The following is a 26,090-nucleotide window of genomic DNA, read 5'->3' on the forward strand; positions in this document are numbered from 1 at the left end:
CACAACGCCATCAAGGGAAAAGGGGGGCGAATCCCCTGCTTTTCCTTTGCTCTCCAGAAACCTTAGCGGGACTTGCGCGCCTCGGCCTGCTTCACCGTCTGCTCGATGGCGCCAAACAGCGACTTGCCGTCATCGCCCAGCATCTCCAGGCGCACCACATCGCCGAACAGCAAATACGGCGTACTGGCGACGCCATCGGCAATCATCTCCTGGTTACGTCGCTCAACGATGCTGGAAAACCCCTTCTTGACTTCCTTGTTGGCGATACCGCCCGCGCTGACCACGCTGCCGGCGCGCGCGTTGCGCGTCTGGCACAGGTGCGCGAGCAATTGCGGATAATTAAAGGCCATGTCGGCGCCCGCATGGGGCTGGCCCGTCAACTTGCCGTTCAGGCTGCAGCGCACGGCGTAATGCACCTTGCCGCCGCGCCAGGCGTCGCCCAGCTCGTCGGGTGTGATCGCCACGGGCGAACAGGCCATGGCCGGTTTCGATTGCAGGAAACCAAAGCCGCTGGCCTGCTCGTCCGGCGCCAGGTTGCGCAGGGTCACGTCGTTTACCAGCATCAACAGCTTGATGTTCAGGTGCGCCTGGTCCGGCGTCGAGCCCATGGCCACGTCGTCCGTGATGGCGGCGATACCCGCCTCGTAATCGATGCCCCACTGTTCGTGCGCCAGGGTGATGTCGTCGTGGGCGCCGAGAAAATCGTCGCTGGCCCCCTGGTACAGGCGCGCGGACTCGCGCAAATTGGCGGGCGCCTCGATCCCCGCCGCCTTGCAGGCCCGTTCGACCTGCTGCAGGTAGGAGAGGCCCGCCACGCGCAGGCTGCTGCGCGGCAGGGGCGCCATGCAGTTGGCGGGATCGAAATCGAAAGCACGGTGGCCACGGCCGCTATTGATGGTCTGGTACAGCAAGTCCAGCTGGGGAGCGATGAAACTCCAGTCATCGAGCGCCCTTTGCAGGGTCGAGGCGATGCCGTCGGCCAGATGCGCCGTTTTCAGGTCGCGCGAGACGACAGCCAGCTGGCCGTCACGCGTGCCATCCTTCAGGGTAGCTAATTTCATGTAAGAAAAACTTCGTCAAATGCGGGCAATTGAAGGCAAAAGACGTCAAAAAGCCGGGAAAATCCCGGCTTTGACGCTCAGGAGCGTTTTACGCGAGGAGAGCGATCTGCTCGGGCGTCAAATAGCACCACTCGCCTTCCGCGATGCCCAGCGACTCCAGGGTCAGGCTGCCGATGGCGGAACGGTGCAGCGCGCTGCAATGATTGCCGGCGGCGGCCAGCATGCGCTTGACCTGGTGGTATTTGCCTTGTTCCAGGACGATTTCCAGCTGGTGCTCGCCGCGCTTGATGCACACCAGGGCCGCCAGCGGCGCCGGTTCGTCGTGCAATTGCACGCCAGCCAACAATTGCGCCACCAGTTCATCGGTCACGGGCGCTTGCGTCGTGGCCTGGTAAATCTTCGGAACGTGGCGCTTCGGCGACGATTGAGCATGGATAAAGGGTCCATCGTCGGACATCAGCAGCATGCCGGTGGTATCGTGGTCGAGCCGGCCGACGGGCTGGACTTCGCGCCAGGTGAACTGTTCCGGCAGCAGGGTCAGCACGCCGGGATGATGGCTGGGCTTGCGCGAGCATTCGAAGTTGGCGGGCTTGTTCAGTGCCAGGTACAGGTGCTGGCGATATACCCACTCTTCTTCGAAGACATGCAATACCAGGCCTTCGGTCTCGACGGTGGTGCGGTAATTGGTCTGGGTGACGCCATCGATGACGACATCGCCATCGTCGATAAGGGAACGGCAATATTTACGGGTGCCAAAACCCTGCGATTGCAGGATGCGGTCTAGGGATAATTTACTCATGGGCGTGACTTTACCAGAAGCGGCAGGCAGCGGGAAGCGGCGGCAGGTGGCGCCCGCGCGCCGGTGCCAGCCGCGCGAAACCATGGTGCAGGCAGAAATACGAAAAAGGACAAGGTGAGATTTGGCGAGAAATGGCTGATTCCTTTGAGATATATCAAGCGCTCGGAATATCGCATTGATAGACTGAAACTTCGTTAGGAATCCGCCTAACGACCTTTAGGAATAATAACCAGGCAACGACTCACAAGGACATTGTATGAAGCACATCGACACCATTGCCTTACAAGGCAGCATCGACGACATGCGCAGCCGCATCGCCAGTGAACAGGGCGCCATGCATAAAGTACAACTGGGCGTGGCGCGCTGGCGCGGCGCCATGGCGCCACCGGCGCCGCATAAACGGACGGTGGACGATGCCCCCAGCCCCGCCAGCCAGGTGCGCTGGCATGCGGAGGCGCAATGCCATTTCATGTGCTGGCTGGAACTGGGCGGCTTTGCCCACGCGCAGGCGGAGTTCGACAGCCAGGCGGCGTCCGCGACAGCCGTCGGCCCACACGACCACGAGCCCCTGGCAAAGGGAGAACTGGCGCAGGCTAAACCATCCGCCACCCCGATCTCGCCTGCGCAATGTCACGACTGCACTGCTTGAAGATACGTGGTTTCCGGCCATCCATGCCCCACCCCCGCATGCATGTGCCACAGCGGCACTGGCCAGCCTACGCGGCCAGGCAACTCAGCGACGCGTCCATCACCATCGATCGCGGCGCACAAAAGGAAACGGCGGCATTGCGCCGCCGTTCCCAAGCCCCAACGGGACTTTAGTGAGGAATGTAAATTCACTCAAAACCACATCTGCGATGCGGCGAGTAGTTCCAAGACCTGCCAATCAAGTTAGTACTGACAACATAGTTGATATATCGCCCCTCCTTGAAAAGAACTACCGCTTCACTATAGCCCAAGGGGGTCGATTTTCAAGTCAATTTAGCACCTTATTGAAAATCATTCTCGATTGGATTATCAAGCAATCAAGAGTGATATCCTCAGCGCAACGCCGGTCCGGTGTGTTGCACGGCCGCCTTCATGGCCCCCGCGCCCATGGCCGCGCCAAATTTCTTCAGCACCCGTTCCGGCAAGCCTTCGTGCTGCGTATAGTCGACGATGTCTTCCGCCTTGACGACGTCGCGCGCCACGCTGTCGACCGTGCCGAAATCGTCGGCCAGGCCCATTTCCACGGCTTTCGCGCCCGTCCAGTACAGGCCGGAGAAAGTGTCGGGCGTTTCCTTCAGGCGCTTGCCGCGTCCCGCGCGCACCACCTCGATGAATTGCTGGTGGATTTCATTGAGCATGCCTTGCGCATAGGCCTTGTGTTTTTCCGTCAGCGGGCTGAACGGGTCCATGAAACCCTTGTTCTCGCCCGCCGTCAGCAGACGCCGCTCGACGCCCACCTTTTCCATCACGCCCGTAAAGCCGAAGCCATCCATCAGCACGCCGATAGAACCGACCACGCTGGCCTTGTTGACGTAGATGCGGTCGGCGGCGGCGGCGATGTAATAGCCGCCCGAGGCGCACATTTCATCGACCACCACGTATAAAGGCTTGTCCGGATAGCCCTTGCGCAGGCGCTGCATCTCGTCGACGATCATGCCGGCCTGTACCGGACTGCCGCCCGGACTATTAATATGCAGCACCACGGCGACGGAGCCGCTATCGGAAAACGCCTTGTCCAGTGCCGGGATGACGACGGCGGCCGAGCCGCTGCCTTCGGATTCGATGGCGCCGCTGATATCGATCAGGGCCGTGTGGCGGCCCAGGGTTTCGCTGTCGTCCGTGCTGTTGTAGTCATAAAACACCCACAGGGCGAACAGCACGATCAGCAGGCCGAAGACCTTGAAGAAAATGCTCCAGCGGCGGTGCGCGCGCTGTTCCTGCAAGGTGGCGAACACCAGTTTTTCCAGCACGTCGCGTTCCCAGTTCCCGGCCGGCGCGCCGCCGCCGGCCGCTGCGCTGCTGTCCACCTTGTCATTCGTGTTATCGCTCATGGTTCACTTTGTGTAAATTACAATAAGACCTGTGCCCGGCTTCAGGCCGGCAGCGGCTGGACATAGTCATCGGGCTGCCAGTACAGCTGGCCGTCGCGTTCGGCCACTGCAATCGGGCGCAAGCGGCCGCCCTTGCAGGGGCCGCCAGCGCAGAAACCGCTTTCCGGCACATAGATGGCGCCATGCGTGGAACACATCAGATACAAGCCGCTGGACTCGAAAAACTCGCCTTCGGCCCAGTCCAGTTCGATCGGCACGTGGGCGCAGCGGTTCAGGTAGCCGTAGGCCTTGCCACCATGGCGCACGACAAAGCCGGTGGTGCTTTCGCCGCCGGCCGAAACGGGAAAGCGCACGCCCTTGCCGCCATCGGCCACGGCATCGGCGGCGCAAATCAGCACTTCAGCGATCGCGCCCATCATGCGTGCTCGCTCAGCCATTGATGCAGGTCGGCCACCGTGGCGGCCGAATACAGGGGCTTGCAAGCCTGTAACTGTTCCACCGGATGCGCCCCATACTCTACGGCAATACCGGCCGCGCCGGCATTGCTTGCCATCAATAAATCATGGCTCGTATCGCCGATCATCACGGTACGGCGCATATCCTGCCCCAATTCGCGCGTCAGCTCCTGCAGCATGGCCGGATGCGGCTTGGAAAAGGTTTCGTCAGCGCAACGCGTGGCATCGAACAGGGACAGCAGCTTGACGGCATTCAGGGAGCGGTTCAGGCCGACACGGCTCTTGCCCGTGGCGACCGCCAGGAAATACGCCTGCTGCGAGAGTTCCTGCAGCATCTCGTAGACGCCGGGAAACAGGGCCAGTTCGTGGTCGCGCGACAGATAGTGATAGCGGTAGCGCTCCGCCATGCGCGCATGGTATTTCGGCTCCACGTCGGGCATGACCAGCTGCATGGCTTCCTGCAAGCCCAGGCCGATCACATGCGAGGCCAGCAACTCGGTGGGAACAGGCAAGCCCAGGTCTTTGGCCGAAGCCTGGATGCACTTGACGATGGTCGAGGTACTGTCTATCAGGGTACCGTCCCAATCGAAAACGATCAGATCAAATTGCTTTCTTGCCATGTTTCCCGACGACCCAGTCGCCGGCTCCTTGAGAATGAATGATGGCGACTGACTACCTGATGAGTAGTCTCGCGCGCACGCCGTAAATATTTATCGTGCGGCAACGGCCAATGGTTTGCCCAAGCTTACCAAGAAACGCTCGCATTCGGCAGCCAGCGGCGCGTTCAAGGTCATCGTCTTGCCCGTTTCCGGGTGCGTAAACGTGATCTGGTGCGCGTGCAGGAACATGCGTTTCAGCGCGCCGCGCGTGCTGTCGGCTTTCAACAGGGCACGGTTGAGGGCAAAGTCGCCATATTTATCGTCGCCGGCGATGGGGAAGCCGGACGAAGACAGGTGCACGCGGATCTGGTGCGTGCGGCCCGTCTTCAATTCCGCTTCCAGCAAGGCGAAGTTGTGATATTTATGCAACAGCGAAAACACCGTGTGCGACGCCAGGCCATCGGCTTGCACGGCCACGCGGCGTTCGCCTTCCGCCGTCGTGTATTTATGCAATGGCAACTTGATATGCTGGCGCGCATTCTTCCAGTCGCCCGCCACCAGCACCAGATAGCGCTTGTCCGTGACGCCGTCGCGCATCTGTTCGTGCAGGTTGGTCAGCGCCGAACGTTTCTTTGCGAGCAACAACAAGCCGGACGTGTCGCGGTCCAGGCGGTGCACCAGTTCCAGGAACTTGGCGTCGGGGCGCGAGGCGCGCAATTGCTCGATCACGCCGAAGGACACGCCCGAGCCGCCATGCACGGCCACGCCGGCCGGCTTGTCGATGACCAGCAGCTGCGCATCCTCGAAGATGATCTTGAATTCGGCGGCCGGCGCGCCCGTGGGCGCCTTTTCGGCCACGCGCACGGGGGGAATGCGCACCACGTCGCCGGCGGCGAGACGGTACAGCTGATCGATACGGCCTTTATTGACCCGCACTTCTCCCGATCGCAAGATCCGGTAGATATGGCTTTTAGGCACTCCCTTGCACACTCTTAATAAGTAGTTGTCGATGCGCTGGCCTGCTTCTTCCTCGGCGATCGTGACGAATTGGGCTTGCGGCTGAACCGGGGGTGTTGAAGGGGGAACAACATCATTTTGACTCTTCATTTACTATGTCTTCCCAGAAATCTCTCTAAGTCCTTCATTTTGAATATATAATTGTTTTTGCTGCGGCCCTGGCTGCTGCGAGTGTAAGAATAAAAGCACATTTTACACAGGGGCGTCTCCACCGGCCTCGCCAAATTGCAAATTCGGTGGAAAAAAATGTATATGCACCATCCCTGCGCGAATCAAGGTTGCACCGTAGTTGTAATCGGATAACGCGTGGAGATGCTGAAGTGAGTGTGGGATTATAAGGATAAGTACCCGTTAGCGCGACTTATCGAGTCGGGCTCGCGGGTTGATGAAGTTGATAACGCTTGCCGTTTTCGCCAAATCCCGTATGCGGCCACCTGAGGTTGTCGATGAATAGGCTGAGGCCAAGCCTCGCCATCGCGATCCCTGTAATGAGCCGGCTTACGATTTGGCTCTGAATTTGCTGACCACTTGCATTCTCTGCCCCCGGCATTCGGGCTGTTTCAGATGAGTTGCAAGTGTCCTGTGCACTCGGCATGACGATTGACCTCACCGCGCCTGTTGCGGCCGTAACGTATACCTCGTACGCGTTGTTGCTCCGCACACCTGGGCATTTCCCCCGCCAGCACTCCCGTTCTCGCATATATCCCTGTACTTCGCCGCTTCCCCGGAGGCGGCTTTGAGATGACCTACGGGTCGCGGAGTTATAAAAATGAAACGCATGTTGTTTAATGCCACGCAGCAAGAAGAACTGCGCGTAGCGATTGTCGACGGACAAAAACTGATCGACATCGATATCGAGACAGCCGGGCGCGAACAGCGCAAATCCAACATCTACAAGGGCGTGATCACGCGCATCGAGCCCTCGCTCGAAGCGTGCTTCGTCAGCTATGGCGAAGACCGCCACGGCTTCCTGCCTTTCAAGGAAGTTGCCCGCACGTATTTCCGCGAAGGCGTCGATGTGCGTAACGCCTCCGTCAAGGAAGCGCTGCGCGAAGGCCAGGAAATCATGGTCCAGGTGGAAAAAGAAGAGCGCGGCAACAAGGGCGCCGCCCTGACCTCGTTCGTCTCGCTGGCCGGGCGCTACCTGGTGCTGATGCCGAACAACCCGCGTGGCGGTGGCGTATCGCGCCGCGTGGAAGGCGAAGAGCGCCAGGAATTGCGCGAAACCATGGATAAACTGGACTTGCCAGCTGGCATGTCCGTCATTGCCCGCACGGCCGGCATCGGCCGCAACGTCGATGAACTGCAGTGGGACTTGAATTACCTGATGCAACTGTGGCGCGCCATCGAAGGCGCCGGCAAGTCGGCCAACGGCGCTTTCCTGATCTACCAGGAATCGTCGCTCGTCATCCGCGCCATCCGCGACTACTTCCAGCCCGACATCGGCGAGATCCTGATCGACACCGACGAGATCTACGACCAGGCGCACCAGTTCATGAGCCACGTGATGCCCGACATGGTGCACCGCGTAAAACGCTACAGCGACGACGTGCCGCTGTTCTCGCGCTTCCAGATCGAACATCAAATTGAAACGGCCTACAGCCGCACCGTGCCGCTGCCATCGGGCGGCGCCATCGTAATCGACCACACCGAAGCGCTGGTGTCCGTCGACGTCAACTCGGCGCGCGCCACGCGCGGCTCGGACATCGAGACCACCGCCTTCAACACCAACTGCGAAGCGGCCGAAGAAGTGGCCCGCCAGCTGCGCTTGCGCGACCTGGGCGGCCTGATCGTCATCGACTTCATCGACATGGAAGTGGCGAAAAACCAGCGCGAAGTGGAACAGCGCCTCAAGGACGCGCTGCACCATGACCGTGCCCGCGTGCAGATGGGCAAGATTTCGCGCTTCGGCCTGATGGAACTGTCGCGCCAGCGCCTGCGCCCGTCGCTGTCCGAAGGCTCGCACGTGACCTGCCCGCGCTGCTCCGGCACCGGCCATATCCGCGACACGGAATCGTCCGCCCTGCAGGTGCTGCGCATCATCCAGGAAGAGGCGATGAAGGAAAACTCGGCCACCATCCACGTGCAAGTGCCCGTCGACGTGGGCGCCTTCCTGCTGAACGAAAAGCGCGGCGAAGTGCTCAAAATCGAGAACCGCCACCGCATCGCCGTGATCCTGATCCCGAACAAGCATCTGGAAACGCCGCACTACAAGCTGGAACGCATCAAGCACGACGATCCGCGTCTGGAAGACAGCCAGGCCAGCTACAACCTGGCCGAACACGCTGAAACCGACATGGCTTACAGCAAGCGCCAGAAGGAAGAAGCCAAGCCGCGCCAGGAAGCCGTCGTCAAGACGATCACGCCTGACCAGCCGGCACCGCTGGTCGAGCGCAAGCCCTTGGAAGTGAAGGCCGCCCCGGCGCCTGCACCTGCCGCGCCGCAAGGCCTGATCGCCAAGATCATCAGCTTCTTCACGGGCGGCCCTGCCCCCGTGGCACCGGCGCCCGCGCCAGTCGCTCCCGTCAAGCCCGCCGGCACTGCCGACCGCGGCGACCGCAACAGCCGTGGCCCGCGTGGCCGTGGCCGCAACGGCAAGCCGGGCCGCGAAGAGCGCGAACCAGGCCAGGGTCGTCCAGCCCAGGACGATGCCGCGAAAGAAGCGGAAGCACTGGAAAAAGCCGCCCGTCCACCGCGTCCGCCACGTCCGCCACGCGAACCGCGCGAGACGCGCGAACCTGCCGACGCCACGGCGGCACCACGCGAACGGGGCGAACGTCCTGAGCGCGCCGAGCGTCCGGAACGCGCGGAACGTCCGCCACGCCAGCCACGCGAAGCGCGCGAACCACGCGCCGACAAGGCTGTTGTCGCTGAAGTGAAAGCGGAAGAGCTGGCCCTGGTCGGCGCCAGCGCCACCGCAGTCAACGTGGTCGTGCCGTCAAACGGCCCGGCCGCCGATGCCGCGCCAACGAGCTTGCTGAAAACGCCGGCGAATGCCGGTCCTGAAGGCGAAGAAACGGAAAACGACGTCGACGGCGAAGAACCGCGCCGCCGCCGCCGCCGTGGTGGCCGCAACCGCAACCGCCGCGACCGCGAAACGGGCGAGCTGATTGAATCGGCAAACGGTGAAACCGAAGGCCAGGACGCTCCCGTGATCAGCTTTACGGTCGCTCCGGCGCCGGAAGCCGATGTGGCCCCGGTCGCCGTGGTCGCCACCGCTGTCGTCGCCATCACCGCGCCAGTGGAAGCTGCCGCTGATGCCGCGCCGGCCGCCGTCGTGGAAGTGGTCGAAGTGGTGGAAGTGGCCAAGGTGGTGGATATCGCCAAGGTGGAAGAAGCCGCTCCTGCCGCTGCAGCCGCACCCGTTGCTGAAGTGATCGTGCCGGAAGCCCCGGCCGAAGCGGTCGTTGCTGCAGCGCAAGCTGAACCAGCCGCCGCCGAGCCTGCACCAGCGGCCGAGTACAGCTTTGCCGAAAAAGCGGAAGCTGCACCTGCTCCAGCACCTGCGCCTGCTCCGGCACCAGCGCCGGCGCCAGCGGAAATCATCGTCGAAGCCGTGCCTGTCGCCGCCCTGGAAGCCGCCCCCGTGGTGGAAGCCGCGCCGCTGGTCGAGGCCATCGCCGTGATCGAGGAAGCACCAGCGCCCGCAGCTGAGGCAGCACCTGCCGTAGCTGAAGCGGCACCTGTCGTAGTGGAAGCCGCTCCCGTGGCTGCCGCTCCGGCACCGGTCGTGGCGCCTGCCCCGGCACCGGCTGCTGCACCAGTGGCCGCGCCGCTGGACTTGAACGCGGTGCTCGATTCGGCCGGCCTGACCCTGGCTGCCACCGATCCGGAAAAACTGCGCCTGGCGCAGGAAGCGGCCGCCAAGGCGGTCGCCCCGGTACGCAAGCCGCGCGAACGCAAGCCATTGCCGCCGCAATCGGACGAGCCGTTGATCCAGGTCAACACGCAGCGTCCATAAGCGCGCCGGGTTCGCCCAGCCGCCAATGATGAAAGGGGAAGCGCAGGCTTCCCCTTTTTTTATCCCGATGATCCATGCCAGCCCTGCCGCCAGCCATGTCCGCCGATACCGTCACCTTGCCTCCCGCCCCCGTCAGCCTGCGCAGCGCCTTCTGGTACTGGCTCAAGCTCGGCTGCGTCAGCTTTGGCGGCCCGGCCGGGCAGATTGCCATGATGCATGCGGAACTGGTGGAAAAGCGGCGCTGGATTTCCGAGCAGCGTTTCCTGCATGCCTTGAATTACTGCATGCTGCTGCCGGGCCCGGAAGCGACCCAGCTGGCCATCTACATCGGCTGGCTGATGCACCGCACGCGCGGCGGCGTCGTCGCGGGACTGCTGTTCCTGCTGCCCTCGCTGCTGGTGCTGATCGCGCTGTCATGGCTGTACATGGCTTACGGCCACGTGGGCGCCATCGCCGCCATCCTGTACGGCATCAAGCCAGCCGTCGTCGCCATCGTGGTGGCGGCCGCCTGGCGGCTGGGCCGGCGCACCTTGCGCAGTCCCAGCCTGATCGCCATCGCGCTTGCCGCATTTGTCGGCATCGCCGCGCTACAGCTGCCATTCCCGCTCATCGTGTTCGGCGCCGCCCTGCTGGGAATTGCCGGCGGCCACTGGCTGCCGCACCACTTCCATGCCGGCGCCACGCCGCATGGCGGCGCCGCCCGCCATGCTCGCGCGCTGATCGACGACGACACGCCGACGCCATCCCATGCGCGCTTCAGCTGGCCGCGCCTGCTGGCCACGTGCGCGCTGGGCCTGGCCCTGGCCTTCCTCGCCTGGCTGGGCCTGGCCTTGCTGGGCGGACGCGACCAGCCGCTGGCACAGATGGGCGTGTTTTTCAGCAAGGCGGCCCTGCTGACGTTCGGCGGCGCGTATGCCGTGCTGCCCTACCTGGTGCAAGGTGCCGTCGATCACTACCACTGGATCACCAGCGCGCAGATGATGGATGGCCTGGCGCTGGGCGAAACGACGCCCGGCCCCCTGATCATGATCGTCGCCTTCATCGGTTTTGTCGGCGGCTGGAGCCAGGCCGCGCTGGGCCTGGGCGCCCCCCTGTGGCTGGCGGGCGTCTGCGGCGCGCTGGTGACAGCCTGGTTCACCTTCCTGCCCTCGTTCATCTTCATCGTGGCCGGCGCGCCGCTGGTGGAGGCGACGCGCGGCAACCTGCGCCTGAGCGCGCCATTGTCGGCCATCTCGGCGGCCGTGGTGGGCGTCATCGCCAGCCTGGCCCTGTTCTTTGGTCGCCATGTCTTCTGGCAAGAAAGCCCGTTGCCCCACTGGGACTGGCCGGCCATCGCCATCGCGGCAGCGGCCGGGGTGGCGCTGATAAAATATCAGCTCGGCACCATCAAATTGCTGCTCGCCTGTGCCATCTTCGGCCTCGTGCTATCGTATCTGCCTTGAACGACTTTACGCACCTGGCATCACACTTTCATGGCTGACAAGATTATCTACCTCGCCGAGGCCCGCAATGGGCCCCTGGCGATCCCCGACCGGCTGGAAAGCCCCAGCGGCAACGTGGCCGACCGCCTGGGCCGGCCCCTGCACGACCTGCGCATCTCGATCACCGACCGCTGCAATTTCCGTTGCGTGTATTGCATGCCGAAAGACGTGTTCGACAAGAACCATGTGTACCTGCCGCACACGGATTTGCTGTCGTTCGAGGAAATCACGCGCGTGGCGCGCCTGTTCGTCGCGCACGGCGTGGAAAAGATCCGCCTGACGGGCGGCGAGCCGCTGCTGCGCAAGAATATCGAAAAGCTCATCGCCATGCTGGCGGCCCTGCGCACGCCGTCGGGCCAGCCGCTGGACCTGACCCTGACCACCAATGGCTCCCTGCTGGCAAGAAAAGCGCAAGCCTTGAAGGATGCCGGGCTGAACCGCGTGACCGTGTCGCTCGACTCGCTCGACGATGCCACCTTCAAGCGCATGAACGACGTGGATTTTGCCGTCGCCGACGTGCTGCACGGCATCGATGCGGCGCACGCCGCGGGCCTCGGTCCCATCAAGATCAACATGGTGGTCAAGGCCGGCATGAACGAGCAGGAAATCGTGCCCATGGCGCGCCACTTCAAGGGGACGCCGTATATCCTGCGCTTCATCGAATACATGGACGTGGGCGCCTCGAACGGCTGGAACTTGCAGGAAGTCATTCCGTCGGCCGAAGTCGTGCGGCGCATCGCCGCAGACATGCCCTTGCTGCCCGTGAACCCGAACTACACGGGCGAGACGGCGGCGCGCTGGCGCTATGCGGACGGGAGCGGAGAAATTGGCCTCATTTCCAGCGTCACGCAGGCATTCTGCGCCGATTGCAGCCGCGCCCGCCTATCGACCGAAGGCAAGCTGTACACGTGTTTGTTCGCCACCAGCGGCCACGACTTGCGCAGCCTGCTGCGCGGCGGCAATAGCGACGCGGAAATTTCCACCGTGGTGGCGCAGCTGTGGCGCGGCCGCGGCGACCGTTATTCGCAATTGCGCACCAGCCAGACCGACTTGAGCGGCGGCACGCTTGAGCGCGGCAAAAAGAAAGTGGAAATGTCGTATATCGGCGGCTGAATCCGGGCCGGCATGCGCCCCGCGCTGCTACCATGGCGCATGCACCATTTTTCTTACCTGACATGATCAACACACACGACATTACCGGCCTGGTCCTGGCCGGCGGCCTCGGCACGCGCATGGGCCACGGCGACAAGGGCATGCTGCCCCTGCACGGCCAGCCCCTGGCGCGCCACGTGCTGCAGCGCCTGGCGCCGCAAGTGGGCCAGCTGGCCATCAGCGCGAATGCCCACGCGGACGATTACGCGCGCTTCGGCCTGCCCGTCTGGCGCGACGTGCTGCCCGGCCAGCTGGGCCCGCTGGCAGGCTTACACAGCGGCATGCGGCATGCGACCACGCCCTACCTGCTCACCGTGCCCTGCGACTCGCCCCTGCTGCCGCCCGACCTGGCCGCGCGCCTGGCGGCCGGCCTGATCGACAACGATGCCGACCTGGCCATCGCCGTCACCGAGGAACTTGACGAGGCAACGGGACAGCTCGTGCGCCGCCCCCATCCCGTCTTTTGCCTCGTGAAAACCTCCGCCCTGCCCCAGCTGGAAGCCTACCTGGCGGCCGGCGAACGGCGCATGCGCACGTGGCACGGCCCCCTGGCACTGGCCGAGGTGCTGTTCCACGACGGCAGCGCGTTCGGCAACGTGAATACGCCAGAAGACCTGGCCGCCCTGCAGGCGCAGGGCCTGTCCGTGCCGATGGCGCAAGCCATCCTGGCCGACAGCGTGGCGCCCGTCGCCGAGCTTGAACACCTGGCGTTGCCGCAGGCGCTGGAGCGCATCCTGGCGGCCGACATCATCTCGCCCATCAGCGTGCCCGCGCACGACAATTCCGCCATGGATGGCTATGCGCTGCATGGCGAGGACCTGGGCGGCGACGCCGCCGTCACCCTGGCCGTGGTCGACACCATCCTGGCGGGCCGTCCCGGCAGCGTCAGCGTGCAACGGGGGCAATGCGCGCGCATCATGACGGGCGCCGTGATGCCCGCCGGCTGCGACAGCGTGGTGCCGCAGGAACTCGTGCGGCACGCCGGCGACAGCAGCATCAGCGTGGCGCCGGACTGCATCCGCCCCGGCGACAACCGCCGCTTCAAGGGCGAAGACCTGATGCAGGGCCAGCCGGCCCTGTTGCAGGGCAAGAGACTCGGACCGGCCGAACTGGGCTTGCTGGCCTCGCTGGGCATCGCCACGGTGCCCGTGCGCCGGCGCCTGCGCGTGGCCTTCTTTTCCACCGGCGACGAATTGCGCTCGATCGGCGAGCCTCTGGCGCCGGGCTGCATCTACGACAGCAACCGCTACACCCTGCTGGGCATGCTGACGCGCCTCGGCTGCGAGGTGCTGGACATGGGCATCGTCAAGGACAATCCGCAGGCGCTGGAAGCGGCGCTGCGCGGCGCCTGCGCGCAGGCCGACGTCATCATCACCTCGGGCGGCGTCTCCAGCGGCGCGGCCGATTTTACGCGCGAGATCCTGGCGCGCCTGGGCGACGTGAGCTTCTGGCAAATCAACATGCGGCCGGGCCGTCCCATGGCCTTTGGCAATATTTCCAGCGAGGGGCATGCGGCCTTGCTGCTGGGCCTGCCAGGCAACCCCGTGGCCGTGATGGCGGCGTTTTATTTCCTGGCGCGCCCCACCTTGCTGCGCCTGATGGGCGCCGATGCGGACACGGCCAGCCTGCCGCTGCTGCAAGTGGCGGCGCAAGCACCGATCCGCAAGAAGCGGGGCCGCACGGAATACCAGCGCGGCATCGTCGAACGGGGCGCGGACGGACGCCAGCACGTGCGCGTGACGGGCGCGCAAGGCTCGGGCATCCTGCGCTCGATGACGCAAGCGAACTGCATGATCGTGCTGCACGCGCAGCAGGGCCACGTGGCCGCCGGCGACCTGGTCGATATCGTGCTGTTCCATGGGCTGACCTGAGCGGCACCCGCCGCCACCTTCGTTCGCAGGCCACCGCCTGACGCAAGCGCGGCCGCCTGGCCGCGCCGCGCAAGATCCCCCCCCTGCCGCCAATTGGCGGCACGCTCTCCCCCTCCATTCTTCCCCACCGGCCATAGCCCGGCGCGCGGGCGCACGTCGCTGCCTGCCCTACCTTGCCGGCCTGCGCCATACGTACGCCCAAACAAGATAAAAATTTTAACTATTTCTTCATTGAATATATCTATCGACACAACACTCATTGTAATTATTTTATTTATTTGTTGATATCGAAGTTTCTTCGGTGATAACATCACATCTCAACTAAATAATTCAATTTTGATATGATTTCCTCGAAGAAACTGGCAGAGCAACAACCCTGGATCGCGGCGGCCGGCATGCTGGGCGCGCTGTGCCTGTTCGGGGTCATGTCCATGGCGCCGCTGCCCGCCCACGCCAGGTCCGCTGCGCGCGCCGATGTGCTGGACAATTGCACCTGGAACCGTCCCGGTGTCGATCCCTACATGGGCGATGTGGTGGCGGCCGTCGACAGGTACACCGATATCGCGCCGCAGGTGCGCGAACAATTGAAGGAGCGCATGCGCGCGCGCCAGTACGACGAGATCGTGGTGATCAGCCGCGATGCCATCCGCGGCAAGGGCAATTACAATGCGCGCATCAGCGACATGCATTTCGGGCCGGGCCGCGTGTGCCGCAACGTGACGCGCGCGGGCTGGAGCGAGCAGATGCAGGAACGGGGGCTCGTGTATTGCGTGCAGGGCCAATGCATCCTCGTGCCCACCGTGTGCCGTAATGTCAGCCGCATCACGCAGGCGCCGGCCTCCGCACCGCCGGCTGCGGGCGGCGCCGTGCCGGGCGCCGGCGCTCCCGTGGCGGCTGCGCCGGCCGCGCCGGCCGAAGCTGGCGTGCCCGTCATCGACAATCCCGACGCCTTGCGCGGCGGCTCGTTCACGGGCGATGCCGTGCCGCCCGCCGTGGCCAGCATCCCTTTCCTGCCTTTCGATTATGTGCGCACGGCCGGCAACGTCCCGGCGCCCGCCGGCTTCGGCGGTGGTGGCGGCGGTGGCGGCGGTGGCCAGCCGCCGGGTCCCACGGGCAGCAGCACCATCTCGCCGCCGACCGTGATCCTGCCGTCGCTGCCGCCCACCGGTCCGAACGTCTTGCCGGCCGTGCCGGAACCGCAGACCTGGGCCATGCTGCTGGCCGGGCTGGCGCTGGTCGGCTACAGCGCGCTGCGCCGCCGCGCGGCGCGGGCGGCTTGACGCGGAGATGCAGGCGGGGCGCTATTCGCCCTCGGCGCCCTCTTCCGCCTTGCCCAGCAGCAAGGCAGCAGCGTCGCCCGGCAAGGCTTCCACCGATTTCAGCTTGCGCGCCATCTGCCGGCTGCGCACTTCCGCGTTCTCGATATTCTTCGCCGCCTTTTCCAGGGTCAGCCGGGTTTGCGACAGGACGTCGCCGAACTTGCCGAATTCCGTCTTCACGGCGCCCAGCACCTGCCACACTTCGGACGAACGCTTTTCCAGCGCCAAGGTGCGGAACCCCATCTGCAAACTGTTGAGCAAGGCCGTCAGGGTCGACGGACCGGCGATGCTGACCCGGTGCACGCGCTGCAATTCGTCGGCCAGGCCAGGCCGGCGCAGCACTTCCGCATACAAGCCTTCCGTGGGCAGGAAGAGGATGGCGAAATCCGTCGTGTGCGGCGGCGCCAGGTATTTGTCGGCGATGGTCTTCGCCTCGCCGCGCACGGCCCGTTCCAGTTCGCGCCCGGCCAGGGCCACGCCGTCGGCATCGGCCCGCTCGGCCGACTCGACCAGGCGTTCATACTGCTCCTTCGGAAACTTCGCATCGATGGGCATCCACACGGGCGGTCCGCCATCAAGCAGGCCCGGCAGCTTCAGCGCAAATTCCACGCGCGCACCGCTGCCCGCCACCGTTTCCACGTTCTTCGCATACTGGTCGACAGTGAGCACCTGCTCCAGCAGCATTTCCAGCTGTACCTCGCCCCACGTCCCCCGCGTCTTGACGTTGGTGAGCACCCGCTTCAGGTCGCCCACGCCCAGCGCCAGCTGCTGCATCTCGCCCAGGCCCTGGTGGACTTTTTCCAGCCGCTCCGATACTTGCTGGAAGGACGCCGTCAGGCGCGTCTCCAGCGTCGCATGCAGTTTCTCGTCGACCGTCTTGCGCATCTCTTCCAGGCGCGCGCCATTGTCGGCCTGCAAGTCGCGGATCTTACTTTCCAGGGTCGCGCGCACTTCCAGCATGCGCTGCGCGTTCGACTCCGTCAGCTGCGCCAGGGTCTGGTTCGTGCTGTCGGCAAAGCGCGCCAGGCTCTGCGCCTGCTCTTCGCGCCCGACCTTGCCCTGCGCCTGCATCTGCGTGCGCAGGCTGTCGAGCTGCTGCAGGGTGGCCGCCTGGAATTGCGCCAGACTGGTCGCCAGGTCCTGGCGCGTGGCTTGCGCCGAGGCCTGCAGCTGCAGCCGCACTTCGCGCTCGACCCGGTCGATGCGTTCCAGGCTTTGCTGCTGGTGCTGCTGCACCAGCGCCAGGGTGGTGGCGCCATCGCCGGCCGCGCCACGGGGGCGCAGCAGCAGCAAGAGCAACAAGACGATGGCGGCGATGGCGGCGCCCAGCAGGCTGTAAAACTCGATTGGGCTCATGGGATCAGTCAGGTTTGTTGCGCATCCAGTCGGCCGTCTGATAGAACGATTCCATCAGGCGCACGCGCAGGGATTCCTCAATGCCCGTGTCTTCCATGGCCCAGGCCATGGCCCGCAGCCACTGGTCGCGTTCGCTGGTACCGATAGCGTAGGGCAAGTGGCGCGCGCGCAGGCGCGGGTGGCCGAATTTCTCGATATACAAATCCGGCCCGCCCATCCAGCCTGTGAGGAAGAAATACAGCTTGTCGCGCGAACCGTCCGTCGAGGGCGGATGCATGACGCGGATGCCGGCGAATTCGGCTTCGAGTTCCATCAAGTCATAAAAACGGTCGACCATTTCGCGCAGCACGGGGGCGCCGCCGATGGTCTCGTACAGGGTGGGGGCAGTGGTATCAGTCATGGCTGCCATGATAGCGCAAGCGTCGGCGCGCCATCCAGCGCCAGCGCTCCCTGCCACAATAAACGGCAATATACTTGACTACTCAAGCTTTTATCAACTACTATGCAATTTTTAAATATGGACAGGACGAACATGCCCACCGCCACCGACACTGACTTGCTGCGCAATACCAACTTCCGCTGGCTGCTGGGCGGCGGGCTCGTCTCCATGCTGGGCGACCAGTTCAGCCTGCTGGCCCTGCCCTGGCTGGTGCTGAGCCTGACCGGCGATAGCCTCAGCCTCGGTATCGCCGTGGCCCTGATGGGTGCGCCGCGCGCCGTGCTTATCTTGCTGGGCGGCGCCATCGCCGACCGCCATTCGCCCCGGCGCGTGCTGCTGCTGAGTAAATATGCGAACGCCGCCATCCTGCTGGCACTGGCGGGACTGCTGTGGCTGGACCAGGCCAGCCTGGCGCTCGCATATGGGGCCGCGCTGGCGCTGGGCATCGCGGCCGCCTTTGGCATCCCGGCCGGCACGGCCATCCTGCCGCAAGCCGTGCCAGCGCAAATGCTGCAAAAAGCCAATGGCTTGCAGATGGGTGTGCGCCAGCTGTCCCTGCTGGCCGGTCCGCTGCTGGCGGCGCTCGTGCTGGGCGCCCGCGGTGACGGGCGGCACACCGCCATGGCGGCGCTGGCCGCCGCCTTTGCCATCGATGCGCTGACGTTTGTGTTTTCCGCCTGGACCTTGCGCCAAGTCACCCTGCGGCCGCCGGCGACGCCCGCCACGGTGCAAGGCATGTGGCGCGACATGGCGGCGGGCCTGGCCATGGTGTGGCGCGACCTGCCGCTGCGCAGCTGCTATGCCTACTGGGCGCTGGTGGCCTTCTTCGTCATGGGACCGCTGCAGGTGGCCTTGCCCGTGCTGGCCAGCGAGCGCCTGCATGGCGCCCCGGCCCTGGGCATGCTGATGGGCGCGCACGGCGCCGGCACCCTGGCCGGCATGCTGTGCTCCAGCCTGGGCGGCGCCTGGCTGCGCCGGCATTTCGGCGCCACCCTGCTGGCCGTCGACGCCGTCGTGGCGCTGCTCCTGATGGCGCTGGGGCAGATCGGCACGGCCTGGCAAGGCGCGGCCTTGCTGGCCGTCACGGGCATGCTGGGCGGCTACCTGCAGGTGGCGATTTTTACGTGGATACAGCGGCGCGTGGCGCCCGCCATGCTGGGCCGGGCGATGGCCCTGTTCATGGGCATCTTCCTGGGCCTGGCACCGCTGTCGGCGGCGGCGACCGGCGCGCTGCTGCGCCACCTGAGCGTGGGCGAGCTGTTCTGCGGCGGCGGCGCCCTGCTGCTGGCCGCCGCCGTGGCCGCCACCCTGCTGACCGACATTCCCCGCATCGCGGGCAGCACGTCCGTATCGTCACATTGAGAAAGTTCTAGCATGGATAAAACACGACAAACGGCCCTGAAAGCGGCTTACCGGCAACAAGCGCCAGCGCTGGGCATCATCGCGCTGCAGCACCTGCCCAGCGGGCGCACCCTGCTCGAACGCAGCCGCAACGCGCCGGGCATGCTGAACCGCCACCGCTTCGAACTGAACCTGGGCAAGCACCGCAACGCGGCGCTGCAGGCGGACTGGCGGCGCGACGGCGCGCAGGCTTTTCGCTTCGACATCATCGACACCGTCGATCAATCCACCGATCCCGCCTTCGATGCGGACGCCGAGCTGGACGCCCTGCTGGCCCTGCACCAGGCGCAGCTGCTGGAGCAAGGGCGCACGCCCTATTAGCGGCCATGCTTTACACTTGCGCACTCAAGCACTGCGCAGCCAATCGCAGGCCATCACAAGGAAAACATGACCGATCACCGTACCCTGTCGCCCGACGGCGGCAACGCGCTGGACTTTTGCCTGCGCCTGGCGCGCGCCCAGGCGCTCATCGTGCGCCGCTTCGACAGCATCCTGGGCAATCTGCACGGCCTGAGCTTCAGCGATTATCAATTGCTGTACCACCTGCAGCGCGCGCCCGGCGCCCGCCTGCGCCGCATCGACCTGGCCGAGCGCCTGGCGCTGACGGCGTCCGGCATCACGCGCTCGCTGATGCCGCTGGAAAAGATCGGCCTGGTGGCGCGCCAGGCCGACCAGCGCGATGCGCGCGTCGGCTATGCCGCCATCACCGAGGCGGGACTGGCATTGCTGGCGCACGCGACCACGACGGCGCAGGCGCTGGCGCAGGAATTGCTGGCCAACGCCAGCGCGGACCAGCTGGCGCCGCTGTCCCTGCTACTCAATGGCATCGCCGGCAGCCAGCCCGCCCCCGGCTGACACACGCCCTTACACCAGCGCCAGCTTGCGCAAACGCCGCGTCGACGGCCAGCGCGCCATGCCCGTCTCGTCGCGGATGGCGGCGCAGGCGCCCAGCACTCTGGCGCACTCGTCCTCGCGCAAGCCCGCGTTCAGGGTCAGGCGCACCAGCGAACGGTTCTTCGGCGTGGCCGGCGCACAGAACACGGCGCCGTAGATGCCGTGCCGCTCCAGCGCCTTGCGCAGGATCAGGGTATCGGGTTCGCTGCCCGCCTCCAGCGCGATGATCTGCTCGGTGCCATCGCTGACGTTGTAGCCGAGATCCATCAAGCCCTGGCGCAGCTGGACGCTGTGGCGGCGCAAGGCCGCGCGGCGGGCATCGGCGGCGCGGATGAAATCGAGCGCCGCATCGAACCAGGCCAGCTCGTGTTCCAGCAGGCACGAGCTGAAGATGGCGGGCCGCGAGGCGGACAAAAAATAGCCCTTGAAGCGGGCCGAGCACGTGATCAGCCCGGCCCGGCCCGCGAACGCCTTGGCCAGCGACGCCGTGCGGAAATGCACGCGGTCGGCCAGGTCCAGCGCCACCACCAGGCCCGCGCCCTGCGGCCCGTGCGTGCCCAGCGAGTGCGATTCGTCGACGATCAGCATGCTGCCGCTGCGCTCGGCAATTTCCACCATCTGCACCAGCGGCGCCACGCTGCCGTTGGTGCTGTACAGCGCATCGACGACGATGATGCCGGGGCCATGCTTGTCGAGCTGGCGCTGCAAATGGGCGCCATCGTTGTGCAGGAAGGCCACGGGCATGGCTTGCGCCGATTGCACGCCCTCCCACAGCGAGGCGTGCGCCTGCTTGTCCAGGTACACGGGAATGCCGGGCCCGGCCAGGCTTTGCAGCAAGCCCACGTTGGCGGCCCAGCCCGACTGGGCCAGCACGCACGCCTCGCTGCCGAGAAACGCCGCGAATTTTTGTTCCAGGCGGTGCTGGCGGCTGCCTTCCTGCAGGAACACGGACGACATCAGCATGGCGCCGCCCCCTTGCAGCACTTGCGCCTGCGCCGCCAGCAGCGCGGCTTCGCCGGCGATGTTCAGGTAATCATTGCCAGCCAGCATCACTGCGCTGGCCGGCATGGCTTGCCACTCATGCAAATGTTCGCCGCCGAGCAGCTTTTCGATGCGCTCGACATAGTGTTCATCCATGCGCTGGCGCACGAAGGCGGGCAGCTGCTGTTCGGCGTGGACGGTGGCGGATGACAGGGGGAAATAGGCGTTCGACATAGGGACTCCTGAGATGGTTGCGGTGGGAACTACCGCGTTCAACATGCGTGAGCCCTCCGCCAGGTGATTGATCCACCTCAACAGTTACGCCGATACATCTCTTTTTCAGGAGGAACACGCCGATCATGTTGTATTGATTCGCCTCAACGAACACGTCCCCCTACCATGATGCATGTGCAGTCCCCTTCCGGAAAGCGGTGGCAAGGCAAGTTTCTCCAGCCTTTCCTGCATTTCCACGATGCCATCGAACACACGCCCATACGGCGCGCCCAGGTGCGCGCCCTGGCCGTCATCGGCGCGCTGGGCATGCCGCTGTACTACACGCTGTGGCAGCACGTCTTTCCACAGGAATACGAATCGCCGCTGCTGCGCGCCGTGGCGGCGCTGCTGTTCCTGCCCGCGCTGTGGCCCGGGCGCTTCAGCAATACCTGGTTCAGCGTCTACCTGTTCCTGGGACTGACCTTCGAGCTGCCGTTCTTCTTCACGTATATGTTCCTGATGAATCACGCCTCGCCGCTGTGGGTCCATTCGCTGCTGGTGGCGTTGATCGTGCTGTTCCATTTCGATACGCGCATCGCCCTGCTCGCTTACCTGAGCGGCACCCTGCTGGCCTGCCTGGCCTTCGCCATCGCCGGCGATCCCGCTTTTTTGCTCAGCGGCGAAGTCTTGCAGCAGTTGCCCGTGCACTGGTTCACGCTTGCCGTGCTGTCCGTGGTCAAGGTGGGACGCAACGTGGGCGCGCAGCAAAAGCTGGCCGGGCTGGCAGCCGGGCTGGGCAGCGTAGCGCACGAATTGCGCACGCCCCTCGTCAGCGTCGAGGCGAACGTGCGCGGCCTGCAGCGCGGCCTGCAGCGCAATACGGCACTGCCATCGGACGCGGCCAGCCTGGAGGCGCTGGCGCGCATCCGCTTCGAAGTGCGCCATATGCACCACATGATCGATCTGTTCCTGCTCAGCGCCAGCGCCGTCAACCGCAAGCTCGAAGCCAACGAGATGGTCGCCATGCACGACAGCGTCGCGTCCGTCCTGCGCCGCTATCCCTTCACTAGCACGGCGCAGCGCGACATCGTCAAGGTCGACGTGCGCGCCGACTTCAGCTTTCACGGCCAGTCCGAACTGTGCGTGGTCATCCTGCTGAACCTGCTGCGCAATGCCTTGAAAGGCATCCAGCGCGCCGGCAAGGGCCGCGTGCGCATCGTCATCGATGGCGCGCGGCCCGTGCCGCGCCTGCTGTTCATCGACACGGGCTGCGGCATCGCGGCCAGCCGCTTGCCGCTGATCTTCGACCGCTTCTATTCCTATCCCGCGCACAACGGCAGCGGCATCGGCCTGGCCCTGTGCCGGCAAATCATGCAAGCCTGGCATGCGCGCATCAGCTGCGTGGCGCGCGAAGGCGCGTATGCCATCTTCGTGCTGGAGTTTCCACAGCCACACACCAGCACCAGGCACAGCCGTTTTCCATCCATCCACCGCGCGAGGTGACGCATGCAACTGCCCGTCTACACCCATCCGACCCTGACCGTATTGATCGACGACAGCGATTCCTTCCTGAAAAGCCTGGCGTTCCAGCTCGATCCCGGCCTGGCGCGCAAGACCTTCCACGACACCAGCAGCGCGCTGCACTGGCTGCGCCACAGCGCGCAACTGGGCGAGACGCCGCTGCACGTCAATTTCGACACGCAAAACCTGCCGCCCGACCAGTGCAACGTGGCGCTCGACATCGAACGCATCTGGCGCATCAGCGGCCAGGCGCAGCGCTTTGCCGTGCCCTCCGTGCTGGTGGTCGATTATTCGATGCCGCAGATGAACGGCCTGGAATTTTGCCAGGCCGTCCGCGACTTGCCGTGCAAGAAGATTCTATTTACGGGCGCGGCCGATGAAAAGGTCGCCGTGACGGCCTTCAACCGGGGCTTGATCGACCGCTACATCAAGAAGAGCGACGATGACGCGCTCGACATCCTGGAACAGGAGATCGTCAGCCTGCAGCGCGAATTCTTCCTGCAGCAATCGGATACGGTGCGCGACTTGCTGATGCTGCACGACTACAGTTTCCTGCAAGACGAGGCGCTGGCCGCCGTGGTGCAGGAGCTGTGCCAGCGCCACGGCTTCGTCGAGTTTTATATCTTCCCCAATCCCAGCGGCATCCTGTTCTTCACGCGCGATGGCCAGGCCAGGCTGATGATCATCGAGACGGAACGGGGCCTGCACACGCAGTACGAGATGGCGCGCGACAACGACGCGCCCGAGTCGCTGCTGCTGGCCTTGCTGGAAATGCGCGTGATCCCGTATTTTTCCGATGCCGACAGCGACGGCATGTATGCGGCGCACATCGGCGAAAACTGGTTCCGCTATTGCGCCGCGCCCACCATCTGCCTGGGCCGGGTGACGTATTTCTGGGCCCTGTTCGACGTGCCGCCCCACCAGCTGGGGCAGCCGGTGATGTCCTACGCACAATTCCTGCGCGCGGGCGCGGGCGACAGCGTGAGCGCTGAGACCTAGCCTTCGCGCAGGGTCTGCAGCGGCGGATGTTTCAGCACGTTGCGCAAGCCCAGCCAGCCGCCGGCGATGGCGCACAGGGCGCCGGCCAGCAGGCCGAAGGCCCACACGCCGGGCGCGAAGCTCCAGGCGAACTTGAACTGGTACGTGGCCAGCGCCCAGCCCATGGCCGCCGCGCCCGAGGCGGCCAGCAGGCCGGCCAGCGCGCCGACGAGCGAAAACTCGATCAGCTGCGCCTGCGCCAGCTGGCGCCGCGTGGCGCCCAGCGCGCGCAGCAGGCCCGCTTCGCGCGTGCGCTCGTCCTGCGAGCCCATCAGGGCCGCATACAGCACCAGCAAGCCCGAGGCCAGGGTAAAGGCGAACAGGAATTCGACGGCCGTCACCACCTGGTCCAGCACGCCCTGGATCTGCTTGAGGACGCCGCCCACGTCGACCACCGTCAGGTTCGGGTAGTCGCGCAGCAGGGCATTGCCCAGGTCCGCCTGAGCGGGCGGCAAATGAAACGCCGTGATCCACGTCTGCGGCGTGTCCGCCATGGCGGCCGGGTTGATGATGACAAAGAAATTGACGCGCATCGAGCCCCATTCCAGCTTGCGCAAGCTGGTAATGGCCGCTTCCACGCTCTGGCCGGCGATGTCGAAGCGCAGCTTGTCGCCCAGTTTCAGCTTCAGGGTCTTGGCGATGCCCTCTTCCACCGACGCTTCCGCCGGCGCGCCCGGCGCGTTACTGAACCACTTGCCGGCCACCAGCTTGTTTTCTTCCTGCATGGCGGCCATCGTCGACAGATTGAATTCGCGGTCGGCCAGGCCCTTGGCGCGGTCGTCCTCGTAGGTGTCTTCCGTGATGGCCTCGTCGTTCACGGCCACCAGGCGCCCGCGTATCATCGGATACAGGGGCGCGTTGGCCACGCCGGCCTGGGCCAGGCGCGCGGCGATCGGCTCTTTCTGCTCGGGCAGGATATTGATCATGAAGCGGTTCGGCGCATCGGGCGGCGTGGCATTGCGCCAGGCCACCATCAGGTCGCCCCGCACCACCGTCAGCAGCAGCAAGGCCATCAGGCCCAGCGCCAGCGACACCACCTGGATGACGGTGGCGCCCGGCCGGCGCTGCAAGGACGTGACGGCGAAGCGCCAGCCCTGGTGCTGGAAGGCGCCGCGCAGGGTTTTCAGCGAGCGGATGCCCAGCCAGCCCGCCAGGGCGAACAGCGCGAAGCCGCCCAGGAAGCCGGCCGCCGTCAGCAAGGCCAGTTTCACGTCGCCCGCCTGCCACAACAGCAGCACGACGAAGGCGGCGATGCCCAGGCCATACGTGGCCAGGGCCAGCGCCTGCGGCGGCTCCTGTTCGCGGCGGATCACGCGGTTATGGGGGACATTGCGCAACTGCAAAATCGGCGGCAAGGCAAAGCCCAGCAGCAACAGCATGCCGGTGGCCACGCCCTGCAGCGCGGGCAGCAGCGAGACGGGCGGCAAGTCGCTCTGCACCAGCTTGCCCAACAGTTCCAGCAGCACCAGGTGGCCGCCGAAACCCACCATCACGCCGATCACGCTGCCCACCAGGCCCACGAGTAAAAATTCGATCACATACATGGCCGTGACCTGGTTTTGCGTCAGGCCCAGGCAGCGCAGCATGGCGCAGGCGTCCAGGTGGCGCAGCATGAAGCGGCGCGCCGCCATGGCCACGGCGACGGCCGCCAGCATGGCCGACAGCAAGCCGACGAGGGACAGGAAACGGTCGGCGCGGTCCAAGGTCGATTGCATCTGCGGGCTGCCCGATTCCAGCGATTCGATGCGCACGCCTTTGATGGACTGCGCCTTGATCTGGCTGTCCAGCCAGGCTTGATATTGCGCAAGCTCGGCCGCCTTGGCGGGCGGCGCCGACAGCAGCAAGCGGTACGACACGCGCGAACCGTTCTGCACCAGCGCCGTGGCGGCCAGGTCGCTCAAGGGCAGCATCACGCGCGGAGCGAAGTTCAGGAAGGACGCGCCGCGGTCCGGTTCGCTGGCGATCAATTGCGTCACGGTAAATGGCTTGTCACCCAACGTCAGCGTGTCGCCCAGCTTCGCGTTCAGGCTGGACAGGATCGCCGCGTCGACCCACACCGTGCCGGGCGCCGGCACCTGGCTGGTCGGCTGCCCCACGGCGTCCTGCGCTTCGCTGACGTTGGTGGTGATCTTCAGCTTGCCGCGCTGCGGGTAGCCGGGCGAGACGGCCTTGATGGACGCCAGCTGCGACGTCGATTGCTCGCCCGCGCCCGCCTGCGCCATGCTGGGAAACGTCACCGTATCGGCCAGGATGAAGCCGCGCTTCTGCGCTTCGGCGCGCCAGGCGGCGTTGACGGGCTGGTCGGCACTGATGACCAGGTCGGCCCCCAGCAGCTGGTGCGCGTCGCGGTTCAGGCCCGCGCGCAGGCGGTCGACGAAGAAGCCGACAGCCGACAGGGCCGCGACGGCCACGATCAGCGCGACGAGCAGGAAACGCAGTTGCCCGGCGCGCCAGTCGCGGCCGGTCATTTTCAGGGAGAGGCGGAACATGGGC

At 65.2% G+C, this 26,090-nt stretch carries 21 protein-coding genes; 11 read left to right on the forward strand and 10 right to left on the reverse strand.

The features are described from left to right. Nucleotides 1-62: 62 nt before the first annotated feature. Nucleotides 63-1,061, reverse strand: a complete 999-nt coding sequence (locus tag BM193_RS04570) for a fumarylacetoacetate hydrolase family protein (protein ID WP_092795730.1) — start codon at nt 1,059-1,061, stop codon at nt 63-65. An 88-nt stretch (nt 1,062-1,149) separates the two neighbouring features. Next, a complete protein-coding gene (locus BM193_RS04575; RefSeq protein WP_092797056.1) occupies nt 1,150-1,860 on the reverse strand; it encodes a pseudouridine synthase in 711 nt (236 codons plus the stop codon). A gap of 256 nt (nt 1,861-2,116) precedes the next feature. Here BM193_RS04575 and BM193_RS04580 point away from each other — a divergent pair, with 256 nt between their 5' ends. Further along, nucleotides 2,117-2,509: a hypothetical protein gene (locus BM193_RS04580; RefSeq protein ID WP_092795732.1), complete on the forward strand. Its 393-nt coding sequence runs from the start codon at nt 2,117-2,119 to the stop codon at nt 2,507-2,509. 391 nt (nt 2,510-2,900) lie between these two features. On the opposite strand, the gene BM193_RS04585 is transcribed toward BM193_RS04580, so the two are convergent. The 4 genes from BM193_RS04585 to BM193_RS04600 form a co-directional block, all read right to left on the reverse strand. After that, nucleotides 2,901-3,899, reverse strand: a complete 999-nt coding sequence (locus BM193_RS04585; protein ID WP_092795734.1) for a S49 family peptidase — start codon at nt 3,897-3,899, stop codon at nt 2,901-2,903. A 41-nt stretch (nt 3,900-3,940) separates the two neighbouring features. Next, nucleotides 3,941-4,315: a Rieske (2Fe-2S) protein gene (locus BM193_RS04590; protein ID WP_175533173.1), complete on the reverse strand. Its 375-nt coding sequence runs from the start codon at nt 4,313-4,315 to the stop codon at nt 3,941-3,943. Next, nucleotides 4,315-4,974: an HAD-IIIA family hydrolase gene (locus tag BM193_RS04595; RefSeq protein WP_092795738.1), complete on the reverse strand. Its 660-nt coding sequence runs from the start codon at nt 4,972-4,974 to the stop codon at nt 4,315-4,317. The genes BM193_RS04590 and BM193_RS04595 overlap by 1 nt, the downstream gene beginning before the upstream one ends. Before the next feature lie 90 nt (nt 4,975-5,064). Beyond that, nucleotides 5,065-6,060, reverse strand: coding sequence for an RluA family pseudouridine synthase (locus BM193_RS04600; protein WP_034785281.1), 996 nt, complete (start codon nt 6,058-6,060; stop codon nt 5,065-5,067). Between the two features lie 679 nt (nt 6,061-6,739). On the opposite strand from BM193_RS04600, the gene BM193_RS04605 reads away from it, so the two are divergent. The 5 genes from BM193_RS04605 to BM193_RS04625 all read left to right on the forward strand — a co-directional run bounded on the left by BM193_RS04605 (nt 6,740) and on the right by BM193_RS04625 (nt 15,715). Then, a complete protein-coding gene (locus BM193_RS04605; RefSeq protein ID WP_092795740.1) occupies nt 6,740-9,931 on the forward strand; it encodes an Rne/Rng family ribonuclease in 3,192 nt (1,063 codons plus the stop codon). 74 nt (nt 9,932-10,005) lie between these two features. Next, nucleotides 10,006-11,373 (forward strand): chromate efflux transporter, encoded by a 1,368-nt coding sequence (gene chrA, locus BM193_RS04610; RefSeq protein WP_092795742.1) that lies wholly within the window; start codon nt 10,006-10,008, stop codon nt 11,371-11,373. Nucleotides 11,374-11,403: 30 nt separating this feature from the next. After that, nucleotides 11,404-12,525: a GTP 3',8-cyclase MoaA gene (gene moaA / locus BM193_RS04615; protein WP_092795744.1), complete on the forward strand. Its 1,122-nt coding sequence runs from the start codon at nt 11,404-11,406 to the stop codon at nt 12,523-12,525. 62 nt (nt 12,526-12,587) lie between these two features. Further along, entirely contained in the window at nt 12,588-14,435 is a 1,848-nt protein-coding gene (gene glp / locus BM193_RS04620) for a molybdopterin molybdotransferase MoeA (protein WP_254785832.1), read from the forward strand. Nucleotides 14,436-14,776: 341 nt separating this feature from the next. Next, the gene (locus BM193_RS04625; RefSeq protein ID WP_092795748.1) at nt 14,777-15,715 is read left to right on the forward strand and encodes an MHFG family PEP-CTERM protein; all 939 of its coding nucleotides are present in this window, start codon (nt 14,777-14,779) and stop codon (nt 15,713-15,715) included. A 21-nt stretch (nt 15,716-15,736) separates the two neighbouring features. Here BM193_RS04625 and rmuC read toward each other — a convergent pair whose 3' ends face one another. Further along, a complete protein-coding gene (gene rmuC, locus BM193_RS04630) occupies nt 15,737-17,110 on the reverse strand; it encodes a DNA recombination protein RmuC (protein ID WP_092795751.1) in 1,374 nt (457 codons plus the stop codon). 4 nt (nt 17,111-17,114) lie between these two features. After that, nucleotides 17,115-17,510, reverse strand: a complete 396-nt coding sequence (locus BM193_RS04635; RefSeq protein WP_034785429.1) for a group II truncated hemoglobin — start codon at nt 17,508-17,510, stop codon at nt 17,115-17,117. Between the two features lie 132 nt (nt 17,511-17,642). Between BM193_RS04635 and BM193_RS04640 the strand changes: the two genes are divergently transcribed. From BM193_RS04640 to BM193_RS04650, 3 genes are all read left to right on the forward strand, one after another. Next, nucleotides 17,643-18,911, forward strand: coding sequence for an MFS transporter (locus tag BM193_RS04640; RefSeq protein WP_092797058.1), 1,269 nt, complete (start codon nt 17,643-17,645; stop codon nt 18,909-18,911). A 12-nt stretch (nt 18,912-18,923) separates the two neighbouring features. Further along, nucleotides 18,924-19,271, forward strand: coding sequence for a GIY-YIG nuclease family protein (locus tag BM193_RS04645; RefSeq protein ID WP_092795753.1), 348 nt, complete (start codon nt 18,924-18,926; stop codon nt 19,269-19,271). Nucleotides 19,272-19,337: 66 nt separating this feature from the next. After that, on the forward strand, nt 19,338-19,805 hold the full coding sequence (locus tag BM193_RS04650; RefSeq protein WP_092795755.1) for a MarR family winged helix-turn-helix transcriptional regulator: 468 nt from the start codon (nt 19,338-19,340) through the stop codon (nt 19,803-19,805). Between the two features lie 9 nt (nt 19,806-19,814). Here the strand turns inward: BM193_RS04650 and cqsA are convergent, their stop codons facing one another. Next, nucleotides 19,815-21,059 carry an alpha-hydroxyketone-type quorum-sensing autoinducer synthase gene (gene cqsA / locus BM193_RS04655; RefSeq protein ID WP_254785833.1) on the reverse strand — a complete coding sequence of 415 codons (1,245 nt, stop codon included), beginning with the start codon at nt 21,057-21,059 and terminating at the stop codon, nt 19,815-19,817. Nucleotides 21,060-21,233: 174 nt separating this feature from the next. Between cqsA and BM193_RS04660 the strand changes: the two genes are divergently transcribed. Then, complete coding sequence (locus BM193_RS04660) at nt 21,234-22,541, forward strand: sensor histidine kinase (protein ID WP_254785834.1); 1,308 nt, start codon at nt 21,234-21,236, stop codon at nt 22,539-22,541. Nucleotides 22,542-22,544: 3 nt separating this feature from the next. Further along, complete coding sequence (locus BM193_RS04665; protein WP_092795758.1) at nt 22,545-23,558, forward strand: response regulator; 1,014 nt, start codon at nt 22,545-22,547, stop codon at nt 23,556-23,558. Here BM193_RS04665 and BM193_RS04670 read toward each other — a convergent pair. Continuing rightward, nucleotides 23,555-26,086 carry an ABC transporter permease gene (locus tag BM193_RS04670; RefSeq protein WP_092795760.1) on the reverse strand — a complete coding sequence of 844 codons (2,532 nt, stop codon included), beginning with the start codon at nt 26,084-26,086 and terminating at the stop codon, nt 23,555-23,557. The genes BM193_RS04665 and BM193_RS04670 overlap by 4 nt on opposite strands. Nucleotides 26,087-26,090: the final 4 nt, after the last annotated feature.

It is taken from the genome of Janthinobacterium sp. 344 (assembly GCF_900112025.1).
Taxonomy (GTDB): Bacteria; Pseudomonadota; Gammaproteobacteria; order Burkholderiales; family Burkholderiaceae_D; genus Janthinobacterium.

What these genes read in the sequence shown, in the direction of transcription:
- BM193_RS04585 (WP_092795734.1), bottom strand. Translation starts at nt 3,899, where the DNA reads ATGAGCGATAACACGAATGACAAGGTGGACAGCAGCGCAGCGGCCGGC.
- BM193_RS04635 (WP_034785429.1), bottom strand. Translation starts at nt 17,510, where the DNA reads ATGACTGATACCACTGCCCCCACCCTGTACGAGACCATCGGCGGCGCC.
- chrA (WP_092795742.1), top strand. Translation starts at nt 10,006, where the DNA reads ATGCCAGCCCTGCCGCCAGCCATGTCCGCCGATACCGTCACCTTGCCT.
- BM193_RS04595 (WP_092795738.1), bottom strand. Translation starts at nt 4,974, where the DNA reads ATGGCAAGAAAGCAATTTGATCTGATCGTTTTCGATTGGGACGGTACC.
- BM193_RS04645 (WP_092795753.1), top strand. Translation starts at nt 18,924, where the DNA reads ATGGATAAAACACGACAAACGGCCCTGAAAGCGGCTTACCGGCAACAA.
- BM193_RS04600 (WP_034785281.1), bottom strand. Translation starts at nt 6,060, where the DNA reads ATGAAGAGTCAAAATGATGTTGTTCCCCCTTCAACACCCCCGGTTCAG.
- rmuC (WP_092795751.1), bottom strand. Translation starts at nt 17,110, where the DNA reads ATGAGCCCAATCGAGTTTTACAGCCTGCTGGGCGCCGCCATCGCCGCC.
- BM193_RS04670 (WP_092795760.1), bottom strand. Translation starts at nt 26,086, where the DNA reads ATGTTCCGCCTCTCCCTGAAAATGACCGGCCGCGACTGGCGCGCCGGG.
- BM193_RS04625 (WP_092795748.1), top strand. Translation starts at nt 14,777, where the DNA reads ATGATTTCCTCGAAGAAACTGGCAGAGCAACAACCCTGGATCGCGGCG.
- BM193_RS04640 (WP_092797058.1), top strand. Translation starts at nt 17,643, where the DNA reads ATGCCCACCGCCACCGACACTGACTTGCTGCGCAATACCAACTTCCGC.
- BM193_RS04580 (WP_092795732.1), top strand. Translation starts at nt 2,117, where the DNA reads ATGAAGCACATCGACACCATTGCCTTACAAGGCAGCATCGACGACATG.
- BM193_RS04590 (WP_175533173.1), bottom strand. Translation starts at nt 4,315, where the DNA reads ATGGGCGCGATCGCTGAAGTGCTGATTTGCGCCGCCGATGCCGTGGCC.
- BM193_RS04605 (WP_092795740.1), top strand. Translation starts at nt 6,740, where the DNA reads ATGAAACGCATGTTGTTTAATGCCACGCAGCAAGAAGAACTGCGCGTA.
- BM193_RS04650 (WP_092795755.1), top strand. Translation starts at nt 19,338, where the DNA reads ATGACCGATCACCGTACCCTGTCGCCCGACGGCGGCAACGCGCTGGAC.
- glp (WP_254785832.1), top strand. Translation starts at nt 12,588, where the DNA reads ATGATCAACACACACGACATTACCGGCCTGGTCCTGGCCGGCGGCCTC.
- BM193_RS04575 (WP_092797056.1), bottom strand. Translation starts at nt 1,860, where the DNA reads ATGAGTAAATTATCCCTAGACCGCATCCTGCAATCGCAGGGTTTTGGC.
- moaA (WP_092795744.1), top strand. Translation starts at nt 11,404, where the DNA reads ATGGCTGACAAGATTATCTACCTCGCCGAGGCCCGCAATGGGCCCCTG.
- BM193_RS04665 (WP_092795758.1), top strand. Translation starts at nt 22,545, where the DNA reads ATGCAACTGCCCGTCTACACCCATCCGACCCTGACCGTATTGATCGAC.
- cqsA (WP_254785833.1), bottom strand. Translation starts at nt 21,059, where the DNA reads ATGTCGAACGCCTATTTCCCCCTGTCATCCGCCACCGTCCACGCCGAA.
- BM193_RS04570 (WP_092795730.1), bottom strand. Translation starts at nt 1,061, where the DNA reads ATGAAATTAGCTACCCTGAAGGATGGCACGCGTGACGGCCAGCTGGCT.